This window comes from Synechococcus sp. A15-127, assembly GCF_014280215.1.
Taxonomy (GTDB): Bacteria; Cyanobacteriota; Cyanobacteriia; order PCC-6307; family Cyanobiaceae; genus Parasynechococcus.
Window position 1 is genome coordinate 2126227 of sequence record NZ_CP047948.1, and the last position, 11692, is coordinate 2137918.

Below are 11692 nucleotides of genomic sequence, written 5' to 3' on the forward strand. Positions count from 1 at the left end.
GAGCAGGGACCTAAAAGTCAGGCGACTTCTAAGACCTGCTCGGTTGGACCGTCGTCTCGCATGGACGCCTCCGATCTCGATGGACACACTCTCGTCAGCGGACACGCACCCCGGCAATCAGCCTTAACGCTCATTGCCTTCTGAGCCCGACCCGTCTGAGGTTGGAACTGTCGTGCCTGATCACAGACGGTGGGAACGACCGCCAGATTCAGCCGACATGCAGAGTGCTGGCATGAAACAGCTCAACGTCAAGCAACTCCGATCGCTTCGACTCCTTGCACTTGCCCGCGATGACAGGGCTGTGGCTGAACTGAATTCACGAATCTCCAATTCACCCGACTACCTCGTGGAGGAGCTGATGAACCGCCACGGGTGGGCCGCTCACGAAGCGCTCTGCGCCGTTCAGCAGCTGCAGGAAGAAGCCCTTCGCAGTACCAGTGATCAGCAGACTGCTGCCTGACACAACTCTTGCTCCAGTGGGTCATCGAAGGGTTGCCAAGCCTCGTTGAGACGCTGCAATCAATCCAATCGGAGCCTTGAGATGACGACCCAGTTGACCAACCTTCCCTGCGGCACTGTTGAGGTCAGAGTCTGTGCCGATCAGATCTGCGCCACTGGTTGGGTCAGTTCCCACCACCTGGTCCCGACAAAGGAGGCTCAACTCAGGGAGTGCGTCACTCGAGACATGCAATCAACAGCCGAGTGATCGTCATCGCACCGGCGGCGAGCACTTCCGCCAACCTGTTTTCAACATCGTCTCCCAGGCTTCAATGGCGTTGTGCCGGAGCATCCGCCGACGTGTCTCAGGGATCGGGTAGTCAGGCGGCCGCCAGTGAAAGGTCCGCAGGATGACCCATTGACCATGGGCGGTTGGCGTATCGGACTTGAACTGAACGACCTTCTGCTGGTCAACACTCACCAGCCAACCTTCTCCGCCGGGTTTCTCCGGAGGGTGGTTTGTGGCGCCGTCCTTGTTTGACATGAGGTTGAGTCTGGCCGCCTCTGTTCACAAACGGTGGCTCTCCCATCGATTCCATGCCGGGAATCGCCACATCTGACCCGCCGCGGGATGGTTGAAGGGGCCTTCCAGCCCCCATGAGTCAATTGGGTGATAAGGCTGACTTCACCCCATCTCCCCTAAGGGTCAGGCAGCAACAGGGGCTGCTTGACGGGAGAAACGAACGATGTTGTTCGCAGTTACGGGTTTGCTCTCACCGAGCAGGCTTCAGTCACCCTCCTCATGCCCCGTCGAAACCATTGCAGCCCCGGGATGGGGGAATGGAGCTGAGCGGAATCGAACCGCTGTCCGAAACACTGGTGTGGATCACCTAGTCCGGAGAACCGGACGCTGCCATTCTGTCAGCAGTGGTGACCTGGAGCACAACCACCTTTGGGTCATGAGAACCGGATGCCCGGGGTGGCGGTTCTGCCCCAGGGCCTTGAAGAGGCCGGCAGCAGTGAACTGGAACGTCTCGGGGCGGGATCGGTGCGGCCGCTGCGCCGCGCCGCCGCTTTCGAAGCCGACATGGCCTGTCTCTACAGGCTGCATCTGCAGGCACGCCTGCCCTTCCGCCTGCTGCGGGAGATGGGACGCTTTCCCTGCTGCAGTCGCGACGAGCTGTATGACGGCATTCAGCACTGCCTGGACTGGGAACGCTGGCTGCACCCATCCCAGACCTTCCGGGTGGATGTCACCGGCATCACCCCGGGGCTGAATCACAGCCACTATTCCGCTCTTCAGGTGAAGAACGCCCTGGTGGACCGGCAACGAGACATCTGGGGAAAACGCTCATCGATCGATCTCGATGCGCCGGACCTGGCCCTGCATCTGCATCTGGCGCGCGGTGAAGCCGTTTTGAGTCTTGATGGCAGTGGCGGCAGCCTGCATCGCCGCGGCTATCGGGCTGCGATGGGAGCAGCTCCGTTAAAGGAAAACCTGGCCGCCGGACTGATTCAGCTCACGGGCTGGGATGGCCGTGAGCCTCTGGTGGATCCCTGCTGCGGATCGGCGACGCTGCTGATCGAGGCCGCCACCGCGGCGCTTGAGATGGCCCCCGGGCTTAACCGCCCCTTTGCCCTCGAGGGCTGGGCGGATTTCAATCCCGATCTCTGGCAGCGGGAGAAAACCCAAGCCCGCGGACGGAAACGACCCGACGCTGAACTGCCGGCGCTGCTTGGGTTTGAGCAGGATCCCGACATCGCTGACCAGGCGCGTGACAACGTCCGGGCCGCCGGGCTCCAGGAGCTGATCGAGATCCGCAGCGGCAGCTTCGAAGGCCAGCAGCTGCCGCCAGGCCCGGGAGTACTGGTCTGCAATCCGCCCTACGGCCAGCGCATCGGGCATGAGGCCGATCTTGAACAGCTCTACGGCGCACTGGGGCGGTTCGTGCGCAGCCAGGCCTCAGGCTGGCAACTGTGGCTGCTCAGCGGCAACGCCAACCTCACCGGAGCCCTGCGCATGAAGGCGAGCCGACGCATGCCGGTGAGCAACGGCGGCATTGACTGCCGCTGGTTGCAGTACGCGATCCGCTGATTCAGCGCCCCAGCAGCGCCCGAACCGTCTTCATGATTCCCTCGAGGGTCTGAGGCAGGAAGGGACCCTTGAGCACCTGGCCACCGATCCTGAGACTGATGCCCGCCAGCACCAGGTTCGCCACTGCCAGCGCCAGCAGCGCCTGTATCAACGAAAGCTCCCAGGCCTGCTGAATCCAGAGCACGAGAGCCACCTCACCGGCCGCCATGGCGATGAGCATCGAGACGCCACCTGTCGCAAGAAACAGGCCGCCGCTGATCAACCGGCGCTTCTCGCGATCCACCTCCTGCAGAGCGATGCGCACGTGCAGGTCCATCACCGAGGCCGCCAGAGCCGTGGCTCGGGCCGCTGCACCGAGCCCACGGGGTCGTTGCGTGTCGCTCATCGATCCCGCCTGCCACCGCTGAGCATCGTGCCGATCAGCACTCCCACGCCCAGAGCCACACCCACGGCCAGCAGCGGCCGCTGACGCACCGGCTTCTCGATGCGCGGACGCAGGGTGCTGTTGAGTTCATCCAGCAGCTGCTCCAACTGCTGCTCAAGGGGGTCGAGGTTGTCCGCCAGGGTGCGGCCATGCTCTTCAGCCGCCTGCATCAGCTCCTCCAGCTGTTCCCGCACACCCTCAGGCGTCAGGCCGGTGTTTTTCTCGATCAGGCGCACCACCTCATCCATGCTCCCCCGGGTCGCCTCCAGCGTGTGATTCGCCAGATCAGGCCAGCGCTTCTGAATCGTGGGCAGAAGGCTCTCGAACCGCTCACGGAAACGATGCTCGGACGTGCCGTTGGACCGCGACGAGGGCGCATCCATGAGGTCTGAGGGATCAAGTGTTCTCAGGTTAGGGACGCTGGCCGATCAGACCAGCTGCAGCCTTGCGAGACTCAGCTCAGGTCATGGATGTGGAACGAAGCGATGACCCGGGTGGTGTTGCACATCGGCATGCACAAGACCGCCTCCACCTACATTCAGAAACGGCTTCAGGCGAATCAGCCCCTGCTCCGGCAGCACGGCATCCGATTCGATGACGACAGCAAGAATCGGCTCAAGATCGCTGCCCGCAGAAGCGACTTCAAGCCCTGGAAGACAAGGTTGAAGCAGGCCAGGGACCGCAGCGCCGATCTGCTGATCTCCAATGAGGTGCTCAGCCATCTGCTGGCTCAGCCCCGCGGCGAGCGACCCGAGGAATGCATCGGTGACTGGCTGGTGCGTCAGTTCCAGCGCCATGGTTGCGAGATCACCCTGGTCGCCTTCCTGCGCGATCAACCGGGCTACCTGAATTCCCACTACGCCCAGCACATCCGCAATTTCGCCTTGCACTGCCCGTTCGAGGCCTACGCCGAGGCGGTGATGAACCACCGGCATCCCCGTGGGCAATGCGACCCGGAACGTCTCTTCGGCTGGATACGGCACCACGCGCAGCTCGAGGCCCGGTTTCTGCCCTACGGCGGCCGCTGCAGCGACGACCCCTTCCTGCAACTCATCGAGATCGTCGGTGGTCCCGCAGCGGCGGACTGGCAGCCCATCGCCCCGGAGAATTCCCAGTCCGGACGCCTGGCGGTGGCGACGTCGATCCGCGTGCAGGAGCATCTGCAGGCCCGCGGCATCCGGCTCTCAAGCAAGCCGGCAAGACGCGGTGCCACCCATGCCCTGCTGCGCCGCTCCCGGCGATATGGCTGGGAGCGGGACCGCTTCAATGGTCTGACGCCTGAGCTCTACCAGCGCATCCGGGATCACTACCGGCCGATGAACGACCGCTTCGCCCAGGCGGTCTGGGGCGTTGCCAGCTGGGCCGAGCTGTTTCCGGCCGCTCCACCATCCGCACAGGCACCGCTTGGACGTTGGCCGCGCTGGCGGGTGGAGTGGGAAAGCCGGGATCTGGTGCGCCGGCTAATGGCCATGCAACAGAAGTGATGAGCGATCCCCCAACAGCCCTGCTGCGTTACAGCCTGTTGCGGCACACGGGTGCCCCGGGCGACCCCAGCGGCTACCACTACGACCTGCTCCTGGAGGACGGCGAGACCTGCCGCAGCTGGCGGCTGCCCGCCATTCCCCCCCTGAACGGAACCTCCCAGGAGGCCACCCCTCTGGCTCCCCACCGGCGGGTTTGGCTGGAGCCCCGGAGCGCTGCCGTGTCCGGAGACCGGGGCTGGGCGGAACGGGTGATGGCCGGCCGCTACCGGGGAACCCTGCCCGCCGATCCCGACGCGGCCGTGCAGCTCGAGCTGGTGGATGGCGCGCTGAGAGGACAACTGCGGATCACGGCAGGACGCTGCTCGCTGACGCCCCCTTGAGCTTTCGGACAGCTCCGCTACTTTCGGCTCGCTGAAAGCCCGAAACCCTGTTGGTTCATATCAATCAGGTCGGGCTGACACAGTTCAAATCCTTCGGCGGGGCGATGACGATCCCGCTGGAGCAGGGATTCACCGTGGTCACCGGGCCGAACGGATCCGGCAAAAGCAACATCCTTGACGGCGTTCTGTTCTGCCTCGGCCTGGCGACGAGCCGCGGCATGCGCGCCGACCGTCTGCCGGATCTGGTCAACAGCGGCGTGCTCAAGGCCGGCAAGTCGGCCGAGACCACCGTGAGCGTGCGCTTCGATCTCAGCGACTGGAGCCCCGACGCTGCCGAAGAGGGTCTTGAGCCGCCGGAGGAGGGGCCGTGGATCCGCCCGGATCAGACCGAATGGACCGTCACCCGAAAACTGCGGGTGATGCCGGGGGGCTCCTACAGCTCCAGCTACAGCGCTGATGGGGTGGCCTGCAACCTGCAGCAGCTGCAGACCCAGCTGCGCCGGCTGCGCATCGATCCGGAAGGCAGCAACGTGGTGATGCAGGGGGACGTGACCCGCATCGTGTCGATGAGCAACCGCGACCGGCGCGGACTGATCGATGAACTCGCCGGTGTCGCCCTGTTCGACACCCGCATCGAGCAGACCCGCCGCAAGCTCGATGACGTGCAGGAACGGCAGGACCGCTGCCGGATCATCGAGCAGGAACTGCTGGCCAGCCGTCAGCGGCTGGAGAAGGACTGCGCCAAGGCCCGCCAGTACCAGGAGCTGCGGGAACGCCTGCATCTCGGCCGTCGGCAGGAGATGGTGCTCGCCTTCGAGGCAGCCCGGCAGGCACTGGGGGATCTCGGCAGCCGCCAACAGACGATCGAGGCACAGGAGCAGCGCGACGCCACCGCCATCGCCGGCGCGCGCGAGACCCTGGGGAAGGCCACCGGCGAGCTGCAATCCCTGCAGGAGCAGGTCAAGGCCCTCGGAGAGGACCAGCTGCTGGCGGTGCAGGCGGAATTGCTCGGACTGGAGACCCGCGGACGCGAACTGGATCGCCAGGCCACGCAGCACCAGGAGGAAGGACAGCGGCTGCAGGGTGTGCGCCATGACCTGGCCAATCGCCGCCAGCAGATGCTTCAGCAACAGCGGGAGCTGGAGCAGGACCCCGGCACTCAGGCCCTGGAGCAGGCGGAGACCACCTGCCGCAGCGCTGAAGCCGCTGTGGAAATGTCCCGCCGCCGCCTCTCCGATGTGGCCGGCCGCTCCGGAGCCTGGCTGGAGCAGCAGAAACAGCGCACCGAGCGCCGCCAGCAGCTGCAGAGCAGCCTTACGCCCCTGCTGCAGGAGCAGCAGCAGCTGCAGGAACGGCTGCGGCAGGACGCGGAACGGCTGGAGGAACTCGGCGGGGAACAACAGCAGGACGGCGCCGATGAACAGGCGGTGCAGGAACGGCTCAGCCAGCTGGAAAGCGAATGGCAGACCGTGCTGCAGGGCATCAGCAGCGGCAAGCAGGCGCTGCAGCAGGCCGCCGACTCCCTTGCGGTGCAGCAGCGCACCCGCACTCGGCTGGAGCAGGAGCAGACCCGGCTGGAACGGGAGATCGCACGGGTGGACAGCCGCCGCGATGCCCTGCAGGAGAGCCGGGGCACTGGCGCCCTGCGGCTGCTGCTGGAGGCGGGACTCGACGGCATCCACGGCCCGGTGGCTCAGCTCGGCGAGGTGGAGGAGCGGCACCGCCTGGCGCTGGAAGTGGCCGCCGGGGCCCGCCTCGGACAGGTGGTGGTGGAGGACGACCGCATCGCAGCCCGCGCCATCGAGCTGCTCAAGAGCCGTCGCGCCGGCAGGCTCACCTTCCTGCCGCTCAACAAGATCCGGGCCCCCGGTGGTGGTGGCGGGGCGGCATTCGCCCGCGGCGCCCGACCCGGTTCAGGGGACGCTGGAGCGGGCCTGATCGGTCGCGCCGTCGAGCTGGTGCGCTTCGAGCCGGTGTACGACCAGGTGTTTGCGTACGTCTTCGGGGACACGCTGGTGTTCAGCGATCTCGGCAGCGCCCGCCAGCAGCTCGGTCGCTCCCGGGCGGTGACGCTGGAGGGAGAACTGCTGGAAAAGAGCGGTGCCATGACCGGCGGCAGCCTCTCCCAGCGCAGCGGCGGACTCAGCTTCGGTCGCAGCAGCGATCAGGACGAAGCAGAACCGCTGCGGCGGCGGCTGCTGGAACTCGGGGAATCGCTGGTGGTCTGCCGGCGCGAGGAAGCCAAGCTCTCCCAGGCAGTGGAGCAGCAGCGGCCCGCGCTGCGGGATCTGGAACAGCGCCAGGCGGCCCTGGTGGCGGAACGCAATGCGGCCCGTCGCAACCATGGCCCCCTGCTGGAACGCAGCCGTCAGCGTCAGGAGCGGCTCAGCCGCCTGCAGCAGGACCGGGGGGTGCAGCAGGAACGGCTTGAGCTGATCGCCCAGCAGCTGACGCCGCTCAGCAGCGAGCTGGCTCAGCTGGACGCGGCGGAGCGCAGCAGCGACGGACACGACGACGCTTCCGCCTGGAAGCAGCTGCAGCAGGACCTGGAATCCGCCGATGCTCGGCTGGAAGCGGCCCGCAGCGAAAGGGATGCCCTGCTCAACGCCCGGAGAGAACGGCAGCTGGCGCTGGAACGGCTCGGGGATCAGCAGCAGACCCTCAGCAACGAAGAGACCCGACTGCAGGAGGCGGTGCAGGCCCTAGCGGGCGCCCATGGAGCCTGGCGAGAGCAGCAGCAGGACCTGCAGCAGCTGCGCGAGAAGCTGACTCAGCAGCAGCAGGAGCTGCAGGAGAGCTTTGGAGCCCAGCGTCGGGCCCGCGATGCGGCGGAAGCCGAGGTGGCCCGCCAGCGCCAGGCCCTGCAACAGGCCGAGTGGAACCTCGAGCGCCTGCGGGAGGAGCGCGACGGGCTGATCGAGGAGCAGCGCAGCGGCGCCATCCGGCTGCAGGAGATGGAACAGGCCCTGCCCGATCCCCGGCCCGAGATCCCCGAAGCACTGCGTCTGGCCGGCCTGGAAGCACTGCAGGCGGATCTTCAGGCGATCCAGGCCCGCATGGAGGCCCTGGAGCCGGTGAACATGCTGGCGCTGGAGGAACTGGAAGCCCTCGAACAGAGGCTGACGGAACTGAACGACCGCTTGGAGGTGCTCAACAACGAAAGGGAGGAACTGCTGCTGAGGATCGAAACGGTGGCCACCCTGCGTCAGGACGCCTTCATGGAAGCCTTCACCGCTGTGGATGGGCATTTCCGTGAGATCTTCGCCTCCCTCTCCGATGGCGATGGCCATCTGCAGCTTGAGAATCAGGAGGATCCCCTGGAGGGGGGCCTCACGCTGGTGGCCCATCCCAAGGGCAAGGCGGTGCGGCGTCTGGCAGCCATGTCCGGCGGAGAGAAGTCCCTCACCGCCCTCAGCTTCCTGTTTGCCCTGCAGCGGTTCCGGCCTTCCCCCTTCTACGCCCTCGATGAGGTGGACAGCTTTCTGGATGGCGTGAATGTGGAGCGGCTGGCTGCTCTGATCGCCCGACAGGCCGAGGACGCCCAGTTCATGGTGGTCAGCCACCGCCGGCCGATGATTGCCGCCTCCGAGCGCACGATCGGCGTCACCCAGGCCCGCGGCGCTCACACCCAGGTGGTCGGTCTTCCCGATGCCGCCTGAACGGACGCCGCAGATGCCTTGCGCCAGAATGGTCTGATGACTTCGACCCCTTCCTCGAACGACGCCCTCGCCACCATTCCGAGCGATCGCCTCTGGCTTCGCTCGGAACTGATGGGTACCCAGGTGATCACCCGTGACACGGGTCGTCGCCTCGGTGTGGTGGGAGAGGTGATCGTCGACATCGATCGCCGCGAGGTGGTGGCGGTGGGCCTGCGCGACAACCCGCTCACCCGATTCCTGCCCGGACTGCCCCGCTGGATGCCCCTGGACCGGATCCGTCAGGTAGGGGACGTGATCCTGGTGGATTCCGCCGATTCCCTCAGCGAGGGCTTCAACCCCGAGCGCTACAGCCGGGTGATCAACTGCCAGGTGATCACCGAATCCGGCCGCCAGCTGGGGCGGGTGCTGGGCTTCGCGTTCGACATCGAGACCGGTGAGCTCACCACGCTGGTGATGGGGGCGCTCGGTGTTCCCCTGCTCGGCGAGGGCGTGCTGAGCACCTGGGAGATGCCGGTGGAGGAGATCGTCAGCAGCGGTCCCGATCGGATCATTGTTTACGAGGGAGCCGAAGACAAGCTCAAGCAGTTGAACAGCGGAGTGCTGGAGAAACTCGGGGTCGGTGGTCCGAGCTGGGAGGAGCAGGAGCGGGAGCGGTACCGGGTGAACCTGGTGCCGGTGGAGAACCAGCTGAGCTCCGGTCAGCCCGTTGAGCAGGAGCAGCGGCGTCTGCAACCCTCCGAGAGTCAGCGGCTCGAGGTGGACGAGGAACTGGAGTACGTGGAGCTGGAGGAGCGGCGGCAGGAGGCACAGCCGCAGCGCCTCTACATGGACGAGACCGATGAAGGGAGCTACGCGGAGCCCTACACGGAGGAGTGGACGCCCCGCCGCCCGGTGCCCGCCTCCCGTCGTCCGGTGCAGCAGCCCGGCGAGCCGCTGGATGTGGAGCCGCTGGAGGATCCGGTCAGACCGCCTGCAGAGAGCGACCTCGACGATCCCTGGTGATGCGGTTCAATGCGCGGGTGTGACAGCCCGGATCCCGCGTGACGACTGCGCCTCTCCGCCGATCCGCCAGACCGCTCCGGGCCATGTCCAAGCCGGCGCGGCCGGTTCCGGACCTTGCTCAGTGGCTCTACAGAGGGACCGTGGTGGTGCTTCTGGGTCTGATCGCCCACGCCATCGCCAAACCGACGGCTGTGGAGCGCTGCATCGATCGCCGCTATCAGCAGGTGCTCGACAGCCATCAGCTCAAGGAAGGTCAGATCACCGAGGCGATCCGCATCAGCGAACGCAACAAGGCGACCAACTTCTGCCATGGCGGCAGCGGCCGTCAGAACTGGAGCCGCTGAAACTCAACCCGCCCGGAAGTCCAGCGAGGCGCTGTTGACGCAGTAACGCTGCCCCGTGGGCGCCGGACCATCGGGAAACACGTGACCAAGATGGGCGTCGCAACGGGCGCAGTTGATCTCTACCCGCACCATGCCGTGAGTCAGATCACGCTTTGTGGTGATCGCCTCGGGGGAGATACCGTCCCAGAAGCTGGGCCAGCCCGTGCCGGACTCGAATTTGGTCTGCGAGCTGAACAGAGGCGCCCCGCAACAGATGCAGTGGTACATCCCCGTAGCCTTGTTGTCCCAGTAGGCACCTGTGAAGGCCCGCTCGGTGCCCCCGCAGCGGGTCACCTGGAACTGCTCGGGAGTGAGCGTCTGCTTCCAGTCATCACTGCTGCGCTCGATGCAATCGGAGCTGGTCATCTCGGGGCTGATCGGAGCTTCGAAACCTTAGGCAGATCCGAGCGCGCGAGGCAGCAGAGAACGCACCTCCTCCGCCAGAGCCTCCACAGCTCCGGGCTTGCCGCGCAGGGCCCGCAGGTCCTGACGCTGGCCCTCGAGCCGTTGCGGAGCTGCCAGCCAGTCCGCCGCCTCCGCCGCGATCTGCTCCGGCGTGATCGCCCCGACACGCTCCGGCACCACCGCACGGCCGGCCGAGATGTTGGGCCATGCCATCAGGCCGTTGTTCCTCAACCGCCACAGGGTGAGCAACGCACCGATCAGACGCCGCAGCCCCGGCAGACGTGCCAGCAGCCCCAGCCCCCCATCCCAGGCCTGCATCACCTCGAGGTGCTGGGTCGGCACGATCACGATCATCGGCACGGCCAGCGCCCCCAGCTCGGCGGTGTTGGCACCCACGGTGGTGAGGGCGAGATCGCACTGGCTCAAGGGCCCGTGGGCCGGATGCTGCTCCAGCAGCTGGATGCGGGTGCCCGCAGCGGTGATCAGCAGACCGTCGCGATGCTCGGCAACGACAGCGCGGTAGCGGGCAGCGATCGGATTGGCTTCACCGGCAAAGCGCAGCAGCTGGGCCGCACTGGTGGTGGGGGCCACCGGCAGCAGAAACCGGCAACCGGGCCGCAGCTGGGCCAGCCGATCCGCCGTCTCCAGCAGAAACGGCATGCCCACACAGAGCTTGGCGGCCTTGGAACCGGGCAGCAGAGCCACCCAGTCGCCCTCAGGCAGCGGATCATCCCGGCGGGCGAAGCCCGAGAGATCAGCCATCAGATCTCCCACCACCCGGCAGCGATGCCGATGGTGCGGGGGCAACTGCTGGCGGACCTGCTCCGACATGGCGGCAACCCGGTCGTTCCACCCGGGCCAGCGGGCCACCCACTCGGCATAGGTGATGTGGCGGTAGCCGAGGCGGGCCGACAGCAGCACCGTCCAGAACTGATCTCCTCCGAGGAAGACCACCACGCCCCGGCACGGCCAGGGGCCGTAACGGCGCGGCCGCAGCAGTAGATCCCAGAAACGCCGGGCCGGCAGGATCCGGTCGAACTGCCCCCAGGGCCTGGCCGCCTCCGCTTCCAGCCCGGTGGCGTTCGGGCAGGGCACCAGCACCAGCTGCAGGGAGGCGGTCGCCGCCGGTTGACGCGGTCTCAGCAGCAGAGACGCGTGCAATCGTTCCGCCAGGGGGCGGACCCAGGTCGTCAGCTCGCCCGGGCCATTGGAGACGAGAACGATGGCGAGTCCGGGGTCAGCTGTCGCGGGACTGGCCAAGAGAATGGAGTGCGGATGGCGAGACTTGAACTCGCAAGGCCGAAGCCACACGCCCCTCAAACGTGCGTGTCTACCAATTCCACCACATCCGCGTGGTCGACTCCACCGCGCGGGCTTCGTCGAAGAAGGATCATACCGACCGAGGGGCCTCGCACCGGAATC

Annotated in this window: 12 protein-coding genes and 1 tRNA gene; 7 read left to right on the plus strand and 6 right to left on the minus strand. The window is 66.5% G+C overall.

Features of this window, described 5'->3' with window-relative positions; all coding sequences use genetic code 11:
* The first annotated feature begins 232 nt into the window (after positions 1–232).
* The gene (locus SynA15127_RS11325; RefSeq protein ID WP_255475489.1) at positions 233–460 is read left to right on the plus strand and encodes a hypothetical protein; all 228 of its coding nucleotides are present in this window, start codon (positions 233–235) and stop codon (positions 458–460) included.
* 249 nt (positions 461–709) lie between these two features.
* On the opposite strand, the gene SynA15127_RS11330 is transcribed toward SynA15127_RS11325, so the two are convergent.
* The gene (locus tag SynA15127_RS11330) at positions 710–982 is read right to left on the minus strand and encodes a DUF1651 domain-containing protein (RefSeq protein ID WP_186484193.1); all 273 of its coding nucleotides are present in this window, start codon (positions 980–982) and stop codon (positions 710–712) included.
* Positions 983–1408: 426 nt separating this feature from the next.
* Between SynA15127_RS11330 and SynA15127_RS11340 the strand changes: the two genes are divergently transcribed.
* Positions 1409–2533: a class I SAM-dependent RNA methyltransferase gene (locus tag SynA15127_RS11340; RefSeq protein WP_186484194.1), complete on the plus strand. Its 1125-nt coding sequence runs from the start codon at positions 1409–1411 to the stop codon at positions 2531–2533.
* A gap of 1 nt (position 2534) precedes the next feature.
* Here the strand turns inward: SynA15127_RS11340 and SynA15127_RS11345 are convergent, their stop codons facing one another.
* Together SynA15127_RS11345 and SynA15127_RS11350 are read right to left on the minus strand one after the other, a co-directional pair.
* Positions 2535–2918: a phage holin family protein gene (locus SynA15127_RS11345; RefSeq protein WP_186484195.1), complete on the minus strand. Its 384-nt coding sequence runs from the start codon at positions 2916–2918 to the stop codon at positions 2535–2537.
* Complete coding sequence (locus tag SynA15127_RS11350; protein ID WP_186484196.1) at positions 2915–3340, minus strand: hypothetical protein; 426 nt, start codon at positions 3338–3340, stop codon at positions 2915–2917. The genes SynA15127_RS11345 and SynA15127_RS11350 overlap by 4 nt, the downstream gene beginning before the upstream one ends.
* A gap of 87 nt (positions 3341–3427) precedes the next feature.
* Here SynA15127_RS11350 and SynA15127_RS11355 point away from each other — a divergent pair, with 87 nt between their 5' ends.
* The 5 genes from SynA15127_RS11355 (at position 3428) to SynA15127_RS11375 (ending at position 9826) form a co-directional block, all read left to right on the plus strand.
* Positions 3428–4441: a hypothetical protein gene (locus SynA15127_RS11355; RefSeq protein ID WP_186484197.1), complete on the plus strand. Its 1014-nt coding sequence runs from the start codon at positions 3428–3430 to the stop codon at positions 4439–4441.
* The gene (locus SynA15127_RS11360) at positions 4441–4821 is read left to right on the plus strand and encodes a hypothetical protein (RefSeq protein WP_255475490.1); all 381 of its coding nucleotides are present in this window, start codon (positions 4441–4443) and stop codon (positions 4819–4821) included. Before SynA15127_RS11355 ends, SynA15127_RS11360 begins: the two co-directional genes overlap by 1 nt.
* 50 nt (positions 4822–4871) lie before the next feature.
* On the plus strand, positions 4872–8480 hold the full coding sequence (smc, locus tag SynA15127_RS11365; RefSeq protein WP_186484198.1) for a chromosome segregation protein SMC: 3609 nt from the start codon (positions 4872–4874) through the stop codon (positions 8478–8480).
* Positions 8481–8516: 36 nt separating this feature from the next.
* A complete protein-coding gene (locus SynA15127_RS11370) occupies positions 8517–9482 on the plus strand; it encodes a PRC-barrel domain-containing protein (protein WP_186484199.1) in 966 nt (321 codons plus the stop codon).
* 83 nt (positions 9483–9565) lie between these two features.
* Positions 9566–9826: a hypothetical protein gene (locus SynA15127_RS11375; RefSeq protein WP_186484200.1), complete on the plus strand. Its 261-nt coding sequence runs from the start codon at positions 9566–9568 to the stop codon at positions 9824–9826.
* 3 nt (positions 9827–9829) lie between these two features.
* Here SynA15127_RS11375 and msrB read toward each other — a convergent pair whose 3' ends face one another.
* From msrB to SynA15127_RS11390, 3 genes are all read right to left on the minus strand, one after another.
* Positions 9830–10231: a peptide-methionine (R)-S-oxide reductase MsrB gene (msrB, locus tag SynA15127_RS11380; protein ID WP_186484201.1), complete on the minus strand. Its 402-nt coding sequence runs from the start codon at positions 10229–10231 to the stop codon at positions 9830–9832.
* Between the two features lie 27 nt (positions 10232–10258).
* Positions 10259–11530, minus strand: a complete 1272-nt coding sequence (locus SynA15127_RS11385) for a glycosyl transferase (RefSeq protein WP_186484202.1) — start codon at positions 11528–11530, stop codon at positions 10259–10261.
* A 10-nt stretch (positions 11531–11540) separates the two neighbouring features.
* Positions 11541–11622: transfer RNA gene (locus tag SynA15127_RS11390), tRNA-Leu, on the minus strand.
* Between the last annotated feature and the right edge of the window lie 70 nt (positions 11623–11692).